This window comes from Pseudomonas syringae group sp. 247E2, assembly GCF_032587795.1.
GTDB classification, from domain to species: Bacteria; Pseudomonadota; Gammaproteobacteria; order Pseudomonadales; family Pseudomonadaceae; genus Aquipseudomonas; species Aquipseudomonas amygdali.
In genome coordinates this window covers 487,073-506,550 of sequence record NZ_JAWHPK010000015.1, presented here as the reverse complement: position 1 = coordinate 506,550, position 19,478 = coordinate 487,073, and the positions used below count along the sequence as shown (strand labels likewise).

The following is a 19,478-nucleotide window of genomic DNA, read 5'->3' as shown; positions in this document are numbered from 1 at the left end:
GGCAGTCAGACCTCAGTAGAGGTTCGGCTCCATTTCCAGCTCTACACCAAAACGCTCGACGATGTCGCTTTGGATGCGGCGCGCAAGGTTCAATAGCTGCAAGCCACTGGCCTGCCCGTAATTGACCAGTACCAGCGACTGGAGCTTATGCACGCCAGCGTCGCCGTCACGATAGCCCTTCCAGCCCGCTTGCTCGATCAGCCATCCGGCCGCCAGCTTCACCCGGCCATCGTCCTGCGGGTAGCCGACGACGCCTGGGTGCTGTTGTTTGATCGTTGCGTACAGTTCGGCAGGGATAATCGGGTTTTTGAAGAAACTGCCGGCATTGCCCAGCACCGCTGGGTCAGGCAGTTTTTCACTACGAATGGCGCAGATAGCCCGACTGACATCGAAAGGCGTCGGTTTATCGATACCCAACTCGTCGAGACGCTGACGAACCGGACCATATTCAAGGTGCAGATTGGCTACGCGGCTGAGTTTGAAGCGTACCCGCAGGATCAACCAGCGCGCGACCTGATGCTTGAACACGCTGTCGCGGTAGCCGAACGCACAGTCCTCCAGGGAAAACTCGCGCAATTCACCCGTTTCACGATCCAGCGCAGTCAGGCTATGGAATACATCCTTGATCTCGACGCCATAAGCACCGATGTTCTGCATGGGTGCCGCCCCAACTGTGCCTGGAATCAGACTGAGGTTTTCCAGCCCCGCCAGCCCCAGCTCCAGACAGGACTGCACGAACGGATGCCAAGGCTCGCCAGCCTCTGCCTCGACAATTGACTCGAGACAGTCCTCATGCACGATGCGAATGCCGCGACTGGCCATGCGCAGCACCAATGACTGCACGTCACCGCTGAGCAGCAGGTTACTGCCACCGCCAATAACCAGCAGCGGTACATCGTGCTCGACCGAATACGCCAGCGCCTCGCGAACATCGTCATCGCTATGCGCTTCGGCAAACAAGCGGGCCTGAACATCCACGCCAAAGGTGTTGAAAGGTTTGAGGGAAATCGCGGACTGCACCTGCAAGGTCATACTCTCGCCTTCCCGAACCACTGGACGAAGCGCATCAACCCTCCAGCAAGCGCCTTACGCGCTCCAGGTCTTCAGGCGTATCGACGCCACCGGGTGGCGCTTCAAGCGCGTCGGCAACGTGAATTCGCACGCCATTCCACAACGCACGCAGTTGCTCCAGGCTTTCGGTGTTTTCCAGCCAGCACGGACCCCAGCTAACGAAGTCATGAAGAAAGCCCGCACGATAGGCGTAAATACCGATATGACGACGATAAGGCACGCCAGCGGGCAACTCGTCCCTGTTTGCGGCCAGCGCGTCACGCGCCCAAGGCAATGGGGCACGGCTGAACGTCAGCGCCAGGCCGTTGATGTCTGTTGCGACCTTGACGATGTTCGGGTTGAACAACGCGGCCACATCGTCGATAGGCTCGGCCAGCGTAGACATGCCGGCTTCGGGGTGAGCCGCCAGGTTGGACGCCACCTGATCGATCACCGCAGGCGGGATCATCGGCTCGTCGCCTTGCACATTGACCACAATCGCATCAGCAGCCAGCCCCAGTTGCGCAGCCACCTCGGCCAGACGATCGGTGCCGGAATTGTGATCCTCGCGGGTCAGCAGTACTTCTGCACCAAAAGCCTGACAAGCCTCGACGATGCGCGCATCGTCGGTGGCAATCACCACACGCTCGGCGCTGCTTTTGCACGCCTGCTCCCAGACAAGCTGGACCATGGGCTTGCCAGCAATGGTTTTCAGTGGCTTGCCGGGGAAGCGGCTGGAGCCATAACGCGCAGGAATGACAACGGTGAACGCTGCTGTCATTTTTCCAGCCGCTCATCGGTGCTCAAGGTGCGCGCTTCGCTTTCGAGCATCACCGGGATGCCGTCACGAACCGGGTAGGCAAGGCCTGCCCCTTTGCTGATCAGCTCGGTCTTGTCGGCGCTGAGCTTCAATGGTCCCTTGCACACAGGGCAAGCGAGGATATCGAGTAGTTTGGTGTCCATAGGAGATCCTGAAGCAATCATGGAGAGAGACGTAGCAGTTGCTCATCGAACCAGTCGACAAAAGCATTGGACGGTACTGCATCCACTGCCAGATACCACCAGTCATCGGCTGCAAAGGCACGACATTTCACCGCATCCTTCTCGGTCATGACCAAGGGCAGTGCCGGTGTGAATGTCAGCGCCTGGGCACTGTAGACCGCATGGTCGGCGAACGCGTGAGCCACCGGCCGCCAGTGTAATCCTTCGAGGGTATTGAAGAAACGTTGAGGATTGCCGATTCCGGCGACCGCATGCAGCGCCTGCCCGGCCGGGAAATAATCCACCGGCTGGCGTTCGCCACTGCGCAGATTGATAAGGGCTGACGGTTTGAGCATAAATGCGTAGCCATCGTCACGATCAGCCATCGCGCCGTTGTAAAGCAAAGCGTCGACACTGCCTAGGCGCTCAACCGGCTCGCGCAATGGCCCGGCAGGCAGACAACGACGATTGCCCAGCCCGCGGGCGGCATCGATCAGCACCAGCTCCAGATCGCGGGCCAGACGATAATGTTGCAGGCCATCGTCGGAAAGAATCAGATCCAGAGGCTCGGCAGCGAGCAGGGCCTGCACTGCGCGACTGCGATCCGGATCGATCATCAGCGGCACGCCACTGCGTTTGACGATGAGCAAAGGCTCATCGCCCGCCTCGCTGGCACTTTGGTCGGCTTTGACGCGCCACGGCAGGCTGGGAGGCTTGGCACCATAACCGCGACTGACCACACCGACACGCAGGCCACGACGACGGCAGTGCTCGATCATCCATAGAATCAGTGGCGTCTTGCCAGTGCCGCCGATGGTAATATTACCCACCACAATAACCGGCACCGGAGCGCGGTAGATAGTGCCCTCACCCGCCAGAAAACGCGCGCGCTTGCCCTCTACGACGCGCCGATAAAGGCCTTCGAGCGGACGCAAAAGCGCCAGCGCAGGGTGGCCCTTGTACCAGGCATCAAGCAAACGGTCGGTAAATGCCATCAGTTAGCCGGTGTGGCCTCGACAGTGGTCATGCGCAAATGGCTGAAACCCAGTTTACCCGCCGCATCCATGGCCGTAATCACCGATTGGTGCGGGGTCTTGCCGTCGGCACTGATCGACAACGGCAGGCTGGTATCGCCCGCCGACTCGCGTTGCAGCGCTTCGATCAGGGTTGCCAGATCGTTCTTGGGCAACAGTTGGTTGTTCAGCGAGAAGATCCCGTCGGCGTTGATGGCGATGTCCAGATGCTTAGCGCTGGCGTCCACCTCCGGCGTACCGGTGACCGCCTGTGGCAGATCCACCCGCAACTGGGTTTCACGGGTGAACGTGGTCGTCACGATGAAAAACAGCAGCAGGATGAACACCACATCAATCAGAGAGACCAGATTGATGTCGATGTTTTCCCGGGGTCTGCGACGGCGAAATTTCACTTCTTCTTGCCCCCGCCCGCTCTGGCCAGCGACTTGAGATCGATTTTGGCGTCGATCAGATCGACATCGCGGTCGCCCTGCACCACTTCAACCAGACGAATGGCCTGCTGCTCCATGCCGACCACCAGTTCATCGACGCGACTTTGCAGAAAGCGATGAAAGAAGATTGCCGGAATAGCCACGATAAGGCCCGACGCGGTACAGATCAGCGCCTTGGAGATACCACCGGCGAGTACACCGGCATTGGCCGTGGCCCCCGAACTGTTGAACGAGCCGAAAATATCGATCATGCCCAGCACCGTACCCAGCAAGCCAAGCAGCGGTGCCATGGCGGCAATCGAACCCAGCGCGCTCAGGTAGCGCTCCAGTTCATGGATAACCCGGGCGGCGGCTTCTTCGATGCATTCCTTCATGATCTCGCGACCGTGCCTGGAATTGGCCAGACCTGCGGCGAGAATTTCACCCAGAGGCGAGTCGGCGCGCAGTTGCTTGAGCTTTTCGCCGTCGAGCTTCTTTTCCTGAATCCACTGCCAGACCTGTCCGAGCAGATGCGGCGGCGTGATACGGCTGGCACGCAGCGTCCACAGACGCTCGATGATAATGCCGGCAGCGGCGATGGAGCTCAAAATAATCGGCAGCATCATCCAGCCGCCAGATTTGACCAGTTCCCACACAGTGATCACTCCCTCGAAAAATTGGCGCCACTCTATCATAGGGTCGCCAAGTGCCGAACGCCGAGATCGATATCCATTCACTCAGTCACGCCAGAAACGCCGTTGCGCGCGCTCTGCCTGCGGCGTGCCGAACGTACCCAGCCGCAGACTGACAGCGCCCAGCTCAGCGCTGTCATAACTGGCCATACCCAGCCATCGATAACGCGCCATGACCAACGGATGCGGGTGGCCGAAGGCGTTGTTACGGCCACGGGAGATCAGCACGCCAACCGCTCCGACGGCCTGAAGAAATACTTTGGATGACGAGGTCCGGCTGCCGTGATGCGGGGACTGCAACCAATGGGCACGAAGGTCGAAACCGCTGGCGATTGCCGCACGTTCCGCGTCGACGTCGATATCACCCGTCAGCAGCAGACGCTCGCCCCCGGCGTCGACACTCAACATGCAGGATGCCGGATTGCCACCAGGGCCCTGCTCCCAGCGCCAGGTGGAGAACACCACCCCATCCCACTCCCAGCGCGCATCGCTCTCACACAACCGCGCGTCGAGTTGCGGCGCGAGCCTGGCCAGCTCACCGCCCAGTACACGGTCAACCGGAAATGCCTGATGAACCGCCGCTGCGCCCCCGGCATGATCGGAGTCGGCGTGACTGATCAACATCAGGTCCAGATGACGCACACCGGCCTTGCGCATGGCGGGCACGACCACACGCTGACCGATATCGAACTCGCCGAAACGTGGACCTGCGTCGTACAAGAGCGTGTGATTTCGAGTGCGCAGGAGAATGGCCAGGCCCTGCCCCACGTCCAGCTGCAATACTTCTACCTGGCCTGCAGGCACTGAGTCGAGCGGCGGAAAAACGCACAACAACAGCAATGGCCAACCCAGCGGACGCATCGGCACGCCTTTGGGCAGTAATAAAATGAAGGCCCCGAGCAGACTAAGCAGCCACGCCCAGCCCGGCATTGCACTGGGCAACCAGGCGGGCAAGACTGCGGCAACCCAGCCGAGAAACATAAACAGCCACTCCAGCGCTCCTCCGGCCAGCCAGAGCAAGCCTTCGCCCACAACAGGCACCGGCAGCAGCAGTGTTCCAAGCAACGCAGGCGGCAGGACGATCAAGCTGACCCAAGGCACAGCCAGCAAATTGGCAAACGGACCGCTGAGGCTGATCGGCAGGTTCAGCGCCAGCAGAATAGGCAGCAAGCCAATTGCGATCAGCCACTGCGCACGCGTCCAGCTTTGCCACCAATTCCAGGCACCGAGACGTCCACTGAAAATCAGCACCAGAATGCCAACCGCCGCGAAAGACAGCCAGAACCCCGGCTGCAGTGTCACCAGCGGCTCGAAAATCAGCACCGCGTTGAATGACAGTAACAACGGCCAGACAACGCCCAGGTGCCGAAAGCGCAAACGCCACAGCAGCACCATCGCGACCATCACACAGGCACGCCGTACCGGCACCTCGAAACCGGCCAGCAGCCCGTAACCCAGCGCAGCGATGAACGCCAGCGCACAGGCACAAGGCAGCCAGGGTAAAGCCCGTGGCCACAGCCCCCAGCGTGCAAGGCCTGCGACCAGCGCGTAAATCACCCCGGCCAGCAAACCGATATGCTGGCCGGAAATCACCAGCAGATGCACCGTGCCGGTGTCCTGCAGCACCTGCCAATCGGTGCTCGACAATCCGGAGCCATCGCCCAGCACCAGCGCCGCCAAGCCGCCCTCTCTGCCCTGCGCATCGACCGCCAGCAAGCGCTGACGAATAAGGTCGCGCCACGCCCCGCGCGCAGGTGTCAGCAGTTGACCATCCACCACCGTACCGGTGGCACCGATGCGCTGCGCCAACAGCCAGGCTTCGTAATCAAAAGCATCAGGATTGACCAGCCCGGCCGGCCGCTTGAGTTTGACCGCCATGCGCCAGCGCTCACCGCTGTTGACCTGCGGACCGCCGTACCACGCCACCCGGATGCGTGCAGGCAATATCGCCCTGCGCGACCTTGCCCCCTCCAGTTCGAAACGCACCACGCCCTCGGCGACACTGGGCAAACCGACCACCTTGCCTTGCAGCCACAGCGTCTGACCGTCCAGACGATGAACCAGACGGTCATTCAACGCCCACTGCGCAGAAACACACGCCCAGGTAAAACCGAGCAGGAACAGCGCCAGTGGATAGGTACGAAACGGTAGCAGCATGAACGCCAGTATCGGCATCAGCAGCAACAGCCAGGTCGGCGGCAAAGCAGGCAGAAAGCGTAAGGCCACAAGCCCCGACGCGAGCGCGATCATCCCTGTGCGCATGGTGATTCCTTGAAGCGGAAAGCTTCAAGGATCAGCGCAATATGGAAATGTCGGAAGTGATGGTGTGTTGCAAAACCTGAACAGCCGGTCTCGGCAGACAGGCGACCCGCCAGGCTGGCGGGTCGCAAAGCATGTGTTACTGACGCATACCGCGCCCGCTCACCAGCAACCGTGCGCAGCCGAAGTACAGCACAAACGTTGCCACGATCATGAACGCCAGAGCGATGCTGATCTTGATGTCGGAGACGCCCAGAATGCCGTAGCGGAAGGCATTGACCATATGCAGGACCGGGTTGGCCAGCGACACGGTCTGCCAGAACGGCGGCAATAGGTTGATCGAGTAGAACACGCCACCCAGATAGGTCAGCGGGGTCAGGACGAAGGTCGGAATGATCGAGATGTCATCGAAGTTGCGTGCAAACACTGCGTTGATGAAGCCCAGCAGAGAGAAAATCGTCGCGGTCAACACCACCACCAGAATGGTCACGCCCAAGTGGTGCACTTGCAGGTCGGTGAAAAACATCGACAGCATGGTGACAATGAAACCCACCATCAGCCCGCGCAACACGCCGCCCAGGGTGTAACCGATCAGAATGGTGTGCGGGGAAACCGGCGAGACCATCAGTTCTTCGATGGAGTGCTGAAACTTGGCACCAAAGAAGCTGGATACCACGTTGCCGTAGGAGTTGGTGATCACCGACATCATGATCAGCCCCGGCACGATGTACTGCATGTAGGTAAAGCCGCCCATGTCGCCGATCTGACGACCGATCAGGTTACCGAAGATCACGAAGTACAGAACCATGGTGATCGCAGGCGGCAGCAGGGTCTGCGGCCAGATCCGCATGAAGCGATGGACCTCGCGGTAAACGATGGTCTTCAGGGCAATCAGGTTGGGGCGCAACTCGCCGCTCTGCACGGTCATAGCGCCACCTTCGCAAGGTTTTTTTCCACCAGGGACACAAACAACTCCTCAAGGCGATTGGATTTATTGCGCAGGCTCAAGACTTCGATGTTCTGGAAAGCGAGCTGGCTAAACAGCGCGGTGATGCCGACATTCTTGTCGACCTGAACTTCCAGGGTGTGGCTGTCGAGCAAACGACAAGGGAAACCGGGCAGCTGCGGCGCGGTCTGCCAGGACGCCTTCAGATCCAGCACGAAGGTTTCGACAGTCAGGGTGCTGAGCAATTGCTTCATGCCGGTGTTCTGCACGATCACCCCGTGGTCGATAATGCCGATGTTGCGGCACAGCTGCTCGGCCTCTTCCAGGTAGTGCGTGGTGAGGATGATGGTGATGCCTTTTTGATTCAGTTCGGTCAGGAACGTCCACATCGAACGGCGCAACTCGATGTCCACACCAGCAGTGGGCTCATCGAGGATCAGCAGACGCGGCTCGTGAATCAGCGCACGGGCGATCATCAAGCGCCGCTTCATGCCGCCTGACAGCGACCGTGAAGGCACGTCGCGCTTGTCCCACAGGCCCAGTTGAGTCAGGTACTGCTCGGCGCGCTCCTTGGCGATCTTTGCCGGGATGCCGTAGTAACCCGCCTGGGTGACGACGATGTCGAAGGTCTTCTCGAATTGGTTGAAGTTGAACTCCTGCGGCACCACGCCAATGGAACGCTTGAGCGCAGCGGGCTCGCGATCCAGATCGTGACCGAAGATGTTCACCGTTCCGCTGGTCTTGTTGACCAGCGTCGAGATGATACCGATGGTGGTGGACTTGCCTGCGCCATTAGGGCCAAGCAAAGCGAAGAAATCACCCTCGGCGACGTCCAGATCAATGCCACTCAAGGCCTGGAAACCGTTGCCGTAGGTTTTGGTTAGCTGCCGAATGGACAGAGCGGAAGACATATCGGAAAGAGTACTCATCAGGAAAAAGGAATGAAGCTGACCGGGAACACACGTCTGTCATGACGACCCAGGCGTGCAATGGTGCTCGGCTGGGTCATTCAAGTACAGACACATCTGTTAATAGTAAATATCAAGAGCCGAACATGAGCCCGATCAACTGTTTTAAATGCTCAGACTGCATGCTCAGGTCAGCGGACTCATGACGGCCTTGCGATACGCCGGACGCGTCTTGAGGCGTTCATACCAGGCTTGGAGGTGGGGCAGCGGCGGACGTTCAATCGGCATTTCGAACCAGCCGTAAGCGAAGCACCCCAGGGGAATGTCGCCCATGCCAAAAGCTTCGCCGGACAGGTAAGGCTGACGAGACAGGGCCTCATCGGCGACCAGCAGCAGACTGTGCAGGGTTTTGATGCCTTGCTCGATGGCCGGCCAGTCCTGTTTCTCGGGCGGGGTGCGTACCACGCCCCAGAATACCGGGCTGAACGGGGCCGCGATGGTCGAGGAGGTCCAGTCCATCCACTTGTCTGCGTTGGCGCGAGCCTGAAGGTCAGCGGGGTATAAGTCCGAGTCCGGGGCATGGCGGGCGGCCAGATAGCGTACGATCGCGTTCGACTCCCAAAGCACGAAGTCGCCGTCTTCAATCATGGGAATCCGGCCATTGGGGTTTTTCGCGCGGTAAGCTGCTTCATTGACCAGCCCGAATGCCCCACCGGCGTCCTGCGTCTCGTAGGGCACGCCCACTTCTTCGGCAATCCAGAGTGCCTTGCGCACATTGCTGGAATTCTTCCGTCCCCATATCTTGAGCATTGCGTTCCCCTCGCAGTCGCTGATAAATAAAGGCTCACAGTCTACCCCGAAGCGGCGGCAACTTCCTCGTCAACCAGGGGTCACTATCGATGTCGCCTCACCACTGCCCGGCGACCAGTTCTTGATCGCTGCCACGGCGGCGGTCATCACGGAGGAATACCTATGCTGTTGTTGTGGATTGTAGTGCTGGTCGTCGGCATTGCCTGGCTGGCCCATCGGCGTACCGCCCCGCTCCCGGCGCTTGGCGTGGTAGCCGTCTACCTGCTGGCCATGGGCATTTTCAGCCACGCGCCAGGATGGCTGCTGACTGTTTTCTGGGTGCTGTGGCTGGCAGTGTTCGTACCTGTTGTGCTGCCCGACCTGCGCCGCAAGCACTTCACTGCGCCCATGTTCAGCTGGTTTCAGAAAGTGCTGCCGCCCATGTCGGAAACCGAGCGCGATGCGATTGACGCCGGTACGGTCTGGTGGGATGGCGAGCTGTTCAGCGGTCGCCCGGACTGGGACAAGCTGCTGGCCTATCCAAAAGTCCAGCTCACCGAAGAAGAACAGGCCTTTATCGACGGGCCGACCGAAGAACTCTGCGCGATGGTCAGCGACTGGGAAATCGGTCAGGCCATGGATCTGCCGCCTGAAGCCTGGGCGCACATGAAAGAGCACGGGTTCTTTGCCCTGATCATTCCGAAAGAATTCGGTGGCAAGGGCTTCTCGGCCTACGCCCACTCTCAGGTGGCCATGAAACTGGCCACCCGCAGCGGCGACCTGGCCTCCACCGTGATGGTGCCCAACTCCCTCGGCCCTGCTGAATTGCTACTGCATTACGGCACCGACGAACAGCGCAACCATTATCTGCCACGTCTGGCACGAGGCGAAGATATCCCCTGCTTCGCGCTGACGGGTCCATTGGCAGGTTCCGATGCGGGCGCGATGCCCGACACCGGGGTCATCTGCAAAGGTCAGTGGCAAGGCGAGGAAGTCATCGGCCTGCGCCTGACCTGGGAAAAGCGCTACATCACCCTTGGCCCGGTCGCCACCCTGCTCGGCCTGGCTTTCAAGGCTTACGACCCTGAGCACCTGCTAGGCGAAGAGGAAGATCTCGGCATCAGCCTGGCATTGATTCCGACCGACACGCCAGGCGTTGAAATCGGCCGTCGCCACTTGCCGCTGGGCGCAGCGTTCATGAACGGCCCGAATTCAGGCAAGGACGTCTTTGTTCCGCTGAGCTACCTGATCGGCGGCCAGCCAATGCTCGGCAAAGGCTGGATGATGCTGATGAACTGCCTGTCGGTAGGACGTTCGATTTCGCTGCCCGCGGTCGGCACCGGCGCTGCCAAGTACACCAGCCTGGTCACCGGCCAGTACGCCAAGGTACGCGAGCAATTCAATGTGCCGCTGTCGGCGTTCGAAGGTATTCAGGAAGCGCTGGCGCGCATCGGCGGCAACGCCTGGTTGATGGACAGCGCGCGCATGCTGACCGCCAATGCGGTCGATCTGGGAGAAAAACCCTCGGTGCTCTCCGCGATCCTCAAATACCACCTGACCGAGCGTGGCCGCGAATGTATCGGTCACGCCATGGATGTGCATGGCGGCAAGGGCATCATCATGGGCCCAAACAACTACCTGGGCCGCAACTGGCAAGGCGCGCCGATTTTCATCACCGTTGAAGGGGCGAATATCCTTTCACGTAACCTGATGATCTTCGGCCAGGGTGCCATTCGCTGCCATCCATTCGTGCTCAAGGAAATGGCCTTGGCCGGTCGCGAAGACAAGCAGCAGGCGCTGCTCGAGTTTGACGCGCTCCTGCTCAAGCACATCGGTTTTGCGGTGAGCAACGCCGCCAGCACCCTGATTCTTAATCTGGGCTTTGGCCATTTTGAAAGAGCACCGGGCAACAGCCTGAGCCAAGGCTACTTCCGCGCGTTGAACCGTCAGGCAGCAGCTTTCGCGATGTTGGCGGACTTGAGCATGATGCTGCTGGGCGGCGAGTTGAAACGCCGCGAACGCCTGTCGGCGCGTCTGGGGGATGTGCTCAGTCATATGTATCTGGCTTCGGCGGCACTCAAGCGCTACCACGATCTTGGCTCGCCAGATCACATGAGCCCGCTGTTTCGCTGGGCCATGGAAGAAAGTCTGGGCCATTCGGAACGTGCCATGGACGAAATCCTCGGCAACTTCCCTAACCGTGTGCTGGGTGGGCTGTTGCGTGCAGTGGTGTTCCCGTTCGGTCGTCGCCACAAGGGCCCTTCGGACAAGCTGGACGCCGAAGTTGCACAGGTGCTGGGCCGCGCCAAGGGCGATCCGACGCTGGAAGAGTTGCTCGCAGGCTGCTATCGCCCGCAATCGGCAGAAGATCCGGTCGGCGCGCTGCAACATGCCATCGACTTGCTGACTACTGCATATCCGTTGCACAAGAAGCTGCAAACGGCGCTCAAGAGTGGTCAGATCAAACCGGCCGCAGGCGAGCATGCCATCGACGCTGCGTTGCGCATCGGTGTATTGCAGGCAGAAGAGGCACAGACACTGCGTACAGCCGAAGCCGCCCGTCGCAAGGTGATCGACGTGGATGATTTCGACAAGGAAGAACTGACCCTGGCAGCGGGCAAGATTCGCTGACGTTCAAGGTCACACCACACAGCAGGCGCGTAGAGCTTTATACTCTCGCGCCTGTTTTTGCATTTGAGGATTACCCGATGGCCGACGCCACTCTCGATCACCAACTTGGCCTGCTGGCACACCTGCGCAGCATTCTGGTCGCGCTGGGCGAGGCCGAGCAGGTTCCGGAAGAAAGCCACGCGCTGTTCATGGAGCGCTTCGACGAACTGGTCGAGCAACTGCCACAGGACCCGATAGAAAGCCAGTACCTGGGCCAGGACATCCTGTGTCAGGTCATCCAGCGCTACCCGCAAATCGCCCACCTGGTGCCTCGCGACCTGCTGTGGTTTTTTGCCGGTGACTGCCTGCATTTCATGCCGGATGATGAAATCGAGCTGTATCAGGCGCTGGAAGAGCGCCGTTACGAAGCCGAGCAGAACGATGAACCATTTGACTGGAACCAGGAAAAGCAGCTGCTGGCCATGTCGACACAGGGCAGCAAACACTGATCACCTCTCGTTGTAACGCCTGGCCCGGAGTCTGTTCCGGGCAGGTTGCCTGTTACTCACGCCAATGCGTATCAGCAGGCAACACATCGATAAATACGATCATTCCGTTCCGGGATTCGAATCAGTTAATCGAATAGACAGGCATACCATGACACTCCCTTGCGCCTGAAAAGGCCACCTGATAAGGAGTGCTCTCTTTCCATGACTCAATTTCGTAAAGTCCTGTCGATTCAGGCAGGCCAACCTGCCTCTGACGGCGCGGGAGTCAAACTGACACGCGTTTTCGGCGGACGGGGCGTGGAACAATTCGATCCATTCCTGATGCTGGACGAGTTCGGGTCGGACGTGCCTGATGACTATATTGCGGGCTTTCCACCTCATCCGCACCGTGGCTTCGAAACGGTGACCTACATGCTTGAAGGCCGTATGCGTCACGAAGACCATATGGGCAATGTAGGCCTGCTGCAGGGCGGCGGCGTACAGTGGATGACCGCCGCACGCGGGATCATTCACAGCGAAATGCCTGAACAGGAAGAAGGCACCATGCGAGGTTTTCAGCTATGGCTGAACCTGCCGGGCAAGAACAAGCTGAACGACGCCAGTTATCAGGACATCCAGCCGGAAAACGTTCCTCGCCTGACCACTGAAGCCGGTGTGCAGGTGGTGGTATTGGCCGGGCATTTCGACGATGGCCAGGCTCAACAGGCCGGCGCGGTACAGCGCCCGGATACCGAGCCCTTGTACTTTGACTTCGACATGCCTGCCGGCAGTCGTATCAGCCCGCGCATGCCCGACGGGCATCTTGCATTGCTGTACGTTTACGAAGGCAGTATCGAAATAGAAGGCAGCGCACAGCCAGTGAGCAAGCGCCATCTTGCGCGCCTGTCTGACACCGGTGATTTGCAGATCAGCAGCACCAAGGGTGCACGCGTCTTGTTGATTGCCGGCAAGCCCTTGCGCGAGCCGATCGTGCAGTACGGGCCGTTCGTGATGAACACCCGCGAAGAGATTGACCAGGCGTTACGTGATTTCCGGGAAGATCGTCTGACGGCGTGACAGGCTAAAGCCGGCAGATATTCTCACGCAGGTAATCAAAAAACCGTGCACTTCGCTTGAAGTGCACGGTTTCCTGACCACGGCTTGGTGACAGAGAGACGGGCGCGACTCAGACCAGCACAGGGTTCTGCTTGCCTGGGTCGATCTTGTAGCGTTCGATGGCCTGAGCAACGACTTTACGCTCGACCTTGCCGTCATCGGCCAGCGCCTTGAGCGCAGCCACTGCCACGAAGTAACGGTCTACCTCGAAGAAATGACGCAGCGATTCACGGGTATCGGACTGACCAAAACCATCCGTACCCAGCGCCACGAAACGACGCAGGGGTACGAATGGACGGATCTGGTCAGCGAAAATCTTCATGTAATCCGTTGCCACGACGACCGGCCCTTCCCTGTCGGCGAGACAGCTTTCAACGTAGCTCAGGCGCGGCTCCTGCTCAGGGTGCAGCAGGTTCCAGCGCTCGACGTCCTGGCCTTCACGGCGCAGCTCGGTGAGGCTGGTAACACTCCAGATTTCACTGCTCACACCAAAGTCGTCCTCCAGCAATCTGGCGGCCGCAATGACTTCGAGAAGGATCGACCCGCAGCCCATCAATTGCACGTGTTTGCCGGAGTTGACCGACGCACTGGCCTGCAATGGGTACATCCCTTTGATAATGCCGGCTTCGGCGCCCGAAGGCAGATCAGGGTGCGGGTAGTTCTCGTTGAGCAAGGTGATGTAGTAATAAATGTCCTCATTTTCGGCAAACATGCGGCGCATGCCGTCCTGAATGATCACCGCCAGTTCAAAGGCGAACGTCGGGTCGTAAGACACACAGCACGGTATCGTCGACGACATCACGTGGCTGTGCCCGTCATCATGCTGCAGGCCTTCGCCCATCAGCGTGGTCCGGCCTGAGGTGGCCCCCAGCAGAAAGCCCCTGGCCCGGGCATCACCCGCCGCCCAGGCCAGATCGCCCACACGCTGGAAACCGAACATCGAATAGAAGATATAGAACGGCACGGTCATCACGCCATGGTTGGCGTAGGACGTACTGGCTGCAATCCATGAGGAAATGGCGCCGGACTCGTTCAGCCCTTCCTGCATGATCTGCCCGTCGGTGCTTTCCTTGTAGTAGCTCAGTTGCCCTGCATCCTGTGGCGTGTACAACTGACCGACATGGGAATGGATACCAATCTGGCGGAACAGGTTCTCCATACCAAAGGTTCGCGACTCGTCCGGCACAATCGGCACGATCAACTTGCCGATGTTCGGGTCCTTGAGCAGCGTCGAGAGGATGCGCACAAAGGCCATGGTCGTCGATATACCGCGATCACCGGTGCTTTTCAGCTGGGTATCCAGCACCGAAAGCGGCGGAACCTGCAAGGTGGCCGCGTCGCTGAAACGCGCCGGAATGTAACCGCCCAACTGAGCCCGGCGGGCCTTGAGGTACAGCGCTTCGGTACTGCCCTCGGCGGGTTTCAGATAAGGCATGTCGCCCAGTTGATCATCGGTGATGTCCAGAGAGAAACGGTCGCGGAAGGCCTTGATTGCCTCTGCCCCGAGTTTCTTCAACTGGTGGTTGATGTTCTGCCCCTCGCCCGCCTCGCCCATGCCGAAACCTTTGACCGTCTTGGCCAGAATCACGGTCGGCCCGCCCTTGTGACGCATTGCGGCAGCGTAGGCGTTGTAGACTTTTTCCGGATCGTGCCCGCCCCGCGAGAGCTTCCAGATATCGTCGTCGCTCATGTCGCTGACCAGCTCCAGCAACTCCGGGTACTTGCCGAAGAAATGCTCACGCACGTAGGCGCCGTTCTGGGATTTGTAGTTCTGGTACTCGCCGTCCACGCACTCCATCATGCGCTGACGCAGCAGCCCGCTCTTGTCCTTCTCCAGCAGAGCATCCCAGCCACTGCCCCAGATGACCTTGATTACGTTCCAGCCAGCGGCGCGATACAGGCTTTCGAATTCCTGAATGACCTTGCTGTTGCCACGCACCGGGCCGTCGAGACGCTGCAGGTTGCAGTTGACCACGAAGATGATGTTGTCGAGCTTTTCGCGCCCGGCCAGCGCAATGGCCGCCTGAGACTCGGGCTGGTCCATTTCGCCATCGCCGAGAAAGGCCCAGACCTTGCGCCCCTGATGCTCCTTGAGCCCGCGATTTTCCAGGTAACGCATGAAACGCGCCTGATACGCCGCCGTGATTGGCCCAAGCCCCATTGAAACAGTAGGGAACTGCCAGAAGTCCGGCATCAGGCGCGGGTGCGGATAGGACGAGATGCCATCACGGTCCGTTTCACGACGGAAGTTGTCCAGTTGCTCTTCGCTCAGGCGACCTTCCAGGTACGCCCTGCCGTAAATGCCCGGCGAAGAATGGCCCTGGATGTAGACCAGATCGCCGGCGAACTGCTCGGTACGACCCCGGAAGAAGTGATCGAACCCCACGTCATAGAGCACGGCGGCAGACGCATAGGAGGCAATGTGGCCGCCCACACCGGAATGCTTGCCGGCACGCAGTACCATCGCCAGGGCGTTCCAGCGGATGAACGCGTTGATACGCTTTTCAACCTGGAGGTCACCCGGATAAGGCTGCTGACGGTCGCTGGGAATGGTGTTGACGTAGGGCGTCGTGACCCGACCATAGAAATCGCCGTGTTGAGCGACATCGAAGTCCAGCAACTGATCGATCAGGTAGTGCGCGCGCGGGCGCCCTTCACTGTTGAGTACCGACTCAATCGATTCGAGCCATTCGCGGGTTTCTTGCGGATCCTCGTCAAGAAACCGGGGTTGCTGTGCCATCGTCGTCTCCTACTGTGATGCGGCAGTGGACGCCGGACAGGCGTCTGCCTTGAAAAATCTGATTGCAATTGCAATCACATGCCGGAATTTATCCCGTGCTCGGTTACTATTGCAACCCTCAAGAATTTCAGACAAAGGTGATTCATGTCGTCAGCCGAACCGGATACGTGGTTCAGATTCGTCAGGGCGCACCGCTGTCTTATTCGCGAAATCGAACGACGTCTGGCGGCGGCCGAGCTGCCCCCATACGCTTGGTATGACGCGCTCTGGGGTGTGGAAAGCGGGCCTCAGGGCATGCGCCGCATGCATGAGCTGGCCGATGTCATGGCCATCGAACGCTACAACCTGACCCGCCTCATCGACCGCCTTGAAAGCGAAGGGCTGGTGGAACGTCACAGATCCGACAGCGACGGCCGGGGCGCGGTGGCAGCGATCACCGACAAGGGCCGGACACTGCGCAAACAGATGTGGCAGATCTACGAAACGGCGGTCGACGAGCTGTTTCTGGCGCAATTCGACGCCCCACAGCGCCGCGTGTTTGCTGATGCGCTGGAGCGTGCCGCACTGGCAGCCCGACAAAGTGGCAGTAAAAGCTGACATCAGACCAGCCGATAGCGTTGCAGGGCGAGTTTCAGCGGCTCGTAGCTCAGTTGCCCGCCCTCCGCAAGCGCGGTCAGGGCCTGAACGACAATCCACTCGGGGCTGATTGCAGGCTTACCTTGCGGCGCAGCGGAATCGGCTCCCAAGGCAACAAACCGTCCGGGGACATGTTCACGCAGTTGCTCGGCCACGGCCTGCGGATAACCGGTGACCGCCACCACGGCGTCGTGCCCTTCGCCGAGGCAATCACGCAAGTGCCAGGACCGAGGGGTCTTCAAGGGATGGAAGCGATTCCAGCGTCGGCCCGAGCCGGCATCGCGCGCCAGTCGGGTATAGCTGGGGCAGCTCCAGATTTCGCAATCGACATTCCAGTGCTCCTTGAGCAGGCTGGCCGCCTGACGCACCGAACGCAGGGCCAGGCCCGCGCCCAGCAGGCGCACACGACGGCCGTCATTGCCGGAAACGGCATCGCCAACCCGATACATACCTTGCACAGCCGCCGCAGCCTGCGTCTCGCTCAACGCACTGACCTGATCATTGGATTCGTCATGCAACGCCATGTAATAGAAACCGGCCCGGCCCTCAACATACAGGCTGTGCAAGGCGTGCAGCGTGATCGCCCGCGCCTCCGCGGCATCCGCAGGGTCGTAAGGCTGACACTTGCGGTTTGAAAGGAGCCACAACGGCAGCCACGGATGAGCGCCCTTGGGCCAGCGAGATGGCAGCGTCTCGATGTCGTTGCAGAAAATTCCACGTTGGGATGACTCCGATGCCAGCGCGCTCAGTTCGGCCGAGGTTTCGCTGCTGATCATGTAGATCAGAGGCAATTCGACCTTGCCGGCCTGTGCAGCAAATCGCAAAGGCCAGGCGCTGGCGAGCACGCCCTCCTGTTCGCAGGCCATGTGCTTGCTGGCTCGCACCACGGATATACGCCGCGAGGTAGACGGGTCTCGGGTCAGACGCTCGACGATGTCGGCCATCGCAAACAGGGGTGAACAGCACCCGCGCAGCGCAAGCCCCGCAGCCGCTTGAATCTTTTCCATGCAAGCCAGCGCTGCAACCCGGGTTTGCGGCGCCAACTGGTGGCCATTTGCGCTGTTCATCACTACTCCTTGCTGTCGGACAAGCGTCCTTGCACCTTAATGGAACGAAGAATATGATTGCAATCGCAACAAAATCCCATCCGGTGTGCGTGATCGCAGTGCAGGGCCCAACGCCCAAACACGCGTGCGCTCGTATGCAAATGCTTCGACGAGCGCACTTTTTTACAGCCTTGACCGGTGTTCAAAATCAAAAGACACAGGTAGTCCATGTTTTCATGTACTACTTAAATTACACATGCGGATAATGAGTACAGCCAGGCCGAGAACAAAACAATAAACAAGGTATTACATGGAGGTTCGTACCGTGAAAGCCCAACTTGACTGCCCACCGTTGAAGATAAACGGGGCCCCTGCCCCTCTCCGTCAACTGATCGAAGACTTTGAAAACGATCTGCACCACATTGGCGATTTTACCTACGCCTACTTTTCCACGCCCAAGACGCGCAATGTCAAACCCGTCATTTTGTCCAATTACCCAGACTCCTGGCTGAAATCTTATGTAGCCTCAAACTATCACCTCATTGATCCCATCATCAAACATGCCTGGCATAGCATTACGCCATTTTTCTGGAGAGAGGCCCGCAATGCTGTTCAGGGCGTCGAAACCGACGATTTCCTGAAGCGGTCAGCCAAATATCAGCTGTCCTCGGGGGCCACTTTCACCCTGCACGATGCCAGTGGGCTTTTTGCCGCACTGAGTCTTTGCAATGCCCGGCAGCAGAACGATTTCGATCAGCGAATCCGCGAAAAAGCCGCCGATATCCAGATGAGCCTCATCCGCTTCCATGACCGTTTGATCAAGACCCGAGCGCCCCATGAACTCTTTCCGCAGCCCGCCCAGTGCAAGTTGTCCACCCGCGAAACAGGTGTGTTGAAATGGGTGGCGATGGGCAAGTCGTACAGCGAAATCGCTGAAATATTTTCCATCTCGGAACGCACTGTGAAGTTTCACATGTCCAATGTCTCCAGCAAGCTCAAAGTGCGCACTGCCAAGCAGGCGGTCTACAAAGCCATCAACATGGGCATGGTCTGATTCAGGCAGCGCTGTGCATGCAGGCTTGCGGTGCGGAGCCTGATACGCCAAGCGCTATCGGCCAACGCAGCAGGTCATCCGTGACAGGCTGTCTGAGGGCAATATTCCCGAGCAGCCGCTGATGGTTGTCGGCCGTCACCGGCATCTCCAGCAGCAGCACTGTCTCGCCTGGCGATGCTTCACCGGTCGACAGCACATGGTGCTCCCATCCGGACTTGCGCACGATCCGCGCCATTGCCTTGCTGACCACCGTGATGATCGATTGCAAACCGGACAACGCAGCATGGTTGTGCATGGAGAACAGCAGCATTTCGGTCAGTGGTGCGTGCAGAATACCCAACGAGCGTGCCCGAGCCGTGTCGACAAAGAACCTGCTCGACTCCGCCATGGCGGCATTTTTGGGCGCAGCGCAGTCAAAAAAACTGCGGAATGGGCCTTCCAGCATGTAGGGATCACAGGTGTTGATCAGCCTTAGCCCGGCCAGCGGAACCCCCTTCCAGCTTCCGACAAGGTAAGTGGTAGCGGCATTGTCGTATTCATCAAATTCAAATGCGTGACTCACACGAACTTTCCATTCAAGACGATCTGAAAAAATCTTCTTGCGCATGGAATACAGTGTTTCCAGCAACGTAACGGGCATCGTAGTGTAACTGGCTAACTGAAACTCAAACCCGCTCGACATTATAAACTCCACTCCGCACAACCAGTGTCAAGCATCG

The 19,478-nt window shown here is 59.3% G+C and carries 18 protein-coding genes; 5 read left to right on the top strand and 13 right to left on the bottom strand.

Annotated features, from left to right (window positions below):
- Positions 1-12: 12 nt before the first annotated feature.
- The 10 genes from murB to RYC18_RS17500 all read right to left on the bottom strand — a co-directional run bounded on the left by murB (position 13) and on the right by RYC18_RS17500 (position 9,090).
- Positions 13-1,032: a UDP-N-acetylmuramate dehydrogenase gene (gene murB / locus RYC18_RS17545; RefSeq protein ID WP_316886538.1), complete on the bottom strand. Its 1,020-nt coding sequence runs from the start codon at positions 1,030-1,032 to the stop codon at positions 13-15.
- Positions 1,033-1,066: 34 nt separating this feature from the next.
- On the bottom strand, positions 1,067-1,831 hold the full coding sequence (kdsB, locus tag RYC18_RS17540) for a 3-deoxy-manno-octulosonate cytidylyltransferase (RefSeq protein ID WP_004657844.1): 765 nt from the start codon (positions 1,829-1,831) through the stop codon (positions 1,067-1,069).
- Positions 1,828-2,013, bottom strand: a complete 186-nt coding sequence (locus RYC18_RS17535; protein ID WP_002552679.1) for a Trm112 family protein — start codon at positions 2,011-2,013, stop codon at positions 1,828-1,830. Before RYC18_RS17535 ends, kdsB begins: the two co-directional genes overlap by 4 nt.
- 17 nt (positions 2,014-2,030) lie before the next feature.
- Entirely contained in the window at positions 2,031-3,026 is a 996-nt protein-coding gene (gene lpxK, locus RYC18_RS17530) for a tetraacyldisaccharide 4'-kinase (RefSeq protein ID WP_054996255.1), read from the bottom strand.
- Positions 3,026-3,457 carry an ExbD/TolR family protein gene (locus RYC18_RS17525; RefSeq protein ID WP_002552677.1) on the bottom strand — a complete coding sequence of 144 codons (432 nt, stop codon included), beginning with the start codon at positions 3,455-3,457 and terminating at the stop codon, positions 3,026-3,028. Before RYC18_RS17525 ends, lpxK begins: the two co-directional genes overlap by 1 nt.
- Complete coding sequence (locus RYC18_RS17520; RefSeq protein ID WP_002552676.1) at positions 3,454-4,131, bottom strand: MotA/TolQ/ExbB proton channel family protein; 678 nt, start codon at positions 4,129-4,131, stop codon at positions 3,454-3,456. Before RYC18_RS17520 ends, RYC18_RS17525 begins: the two co-directional genes overlap by 4 nt.
- 81 nt (positions 4,132-4,212) lie before the next feature.
- Positions 4,213-6,429 carry a DNA internalization-related competence protein ComEC/Rec2 gene (locus tag RYC18_RS17515; protein WP_316886537.1) on the bottom strand — a complete coding sequence of 739 codons (2,217 nt, stop codon included), beginning with the start codon at positions 6,427-6,429 and terminating at the stop codon, positions 4,213-4,215.
- Between the two features lie 136 nt (positions 6,430-6,565).
- Positions 6,566-7,354, bottom strand: a complete 789-nt coding sequence (locus RYC18_RS17510; protein WP_002552673.1) for an ABC transporter permease — start codon at positions 7,352-7,354, stop codon at positions 6,566-6,568.
- Positions 7,351-8,283 carry an ABC transporter ATP-binding protein gene (locus RYC18_RS17505; RefSeq protein ID WP_002552672.1) on the bottom strand — a complete coding sequence of 311 codons (933 nt, stop codon included), beginning with the start codon at positions 8,281-8,283 and terminating at the stop codon, positions 7,351-7,353. Before RYC18_RS17505 ends, RYC18_RS17510 begins: the two co-directional genes overlap by 4 nt.
- Positions 8,284-8,466: 183 nt before the next feature.
- Entirely contained in the window at positions 8,467-9,090 is a 624-nt protein-coding gene (locus RYC18_RS17500; RefSeq protein WP_004657835.1) for a glutathione S-transferase, read from the bottom strand.
- A gap of 162 nt (positions 9,091-9,252) precedes the next feature.
- Between RYC18_RS17500 and RYC18_RS17495 the strand changes: the two genes are divergently transcribed.
- From RYC18_RS17495 to RYC18_RS17485, 3 genes are all read left to right on the top strand, one after another.
- Complete coding sequence (locus tag RYC18_RS17495) at positions 9,253-11,700, top strand: acyl-CoA dehydrogenase (protein WP_011168129.1); 2,448 nt, start codon at positions 9,253-9,255, stop codon at positions 11,698-11,700.
- A gap of 77 nt (positions 11,701-11,777) precedes the next feature.
- The gene (locus RYC18_RS17490; RefSeq protein WP_004657828.1) at positions 11,778-12,188 is read left to right on the top strand and encodes a PA2817 family protein; all 411 of its coding nucleotides are present in this window, start codon (positions 11,778-11,780) and stop codon (positions 12,186-12,188) included.
- 201 nt (positions 12,189-12,389) lie between these two features.
- Positions 12,390-13,244: a pirin family protein gene (locus tag RYC18_RS17485; RefSeq protein ID WP_057412458.1), complete on the top strand. Its 855-nt coding sequence runs from the start codon at positions 12,390-12,392 to the stop codon at positions 13,242-13,244.
- A gap of 109 nt (positions 13,245-13,353) precedes the next feature.
- Here the strand turns inward: RYC18_RS17485 and aceE are convergent, their stop codons facing one another.
- Entirely contained in the window at positions 13,354-16,023 is a 2,670-nt protein-coding gene (gene aceE / locus RYC18_RS17480; RefSeq protein ID WP_117140501.1) for a pyruvate dehydrogenase (acetyl-transferring), homodimeric type, read from the bottom strand.
- 144 nt (positions 16,024-16,167) lie between these two features.
- Here aceE and RYC18_RS17475 point away from each other — a divergent pair, with 144 nt between their 5' ends.
- Positions 16,168-16,620: a MarR family winged helix-turn-helix transcriptional regulator gene (locus tag RYC18_RS17475; RefSeq protein WP_004657820.1), complete on the top strand. Its 453-nt coding sequence runs from the start codon at positions 16,168-16,170 to the stop codon at positions 16,618-16,620.
- 2 nt (positions 16,621-16,622) lie between these two features.
- Here RYC18_RS17475 and RYC18_RS17470 read toward each other — a convergent pair whose 3' ends face one another.
- Complete coding sequence (locus tag RYC18_RS17470) at positions 16,623-17,726, bottom strand: transketolase-like TK C-terminal-containing protein (RefSeq protein WP_046832647.1); 1,104 nt, start codon at positions 17,724-17,726, stop codon at positions 16,623-16,625.
- A 289-nt stretch (positions 17,727-18,015) separates the two neighbouring features.
- Between RYC18_RS17470 and RYC18_RS17465 the strand changes: the two genes are divergently transcribed.
- Positions 18,016-18,759, top strand: coding sequence for a helix-turn-helix transcriptional regulator (locus RYC18_RS17465; protein ID WP_005782179.1), 744 nt, complete (start codon positions 18,016-18,018; stop codon positions 18,757-18,759).
- A gap of 1 nt (position 18,760) precedes the next feature.
- Here the strand turns inward: RYC18_RS17465 and RYC18_RS17460 are convergent, their stop codons facing one another.
- A complete protein-coding gene (locus RYC18_RS17460) occupies positions 18,761-19,441 on the bottom strand; it encodes an acyl-homoserine-lactone synthase (protein WP_316886536.1) in 681 nt (226 codons plus the stop codon).
- Positions 19,442-19,478 lie beyond the last annotated feature (37 nt).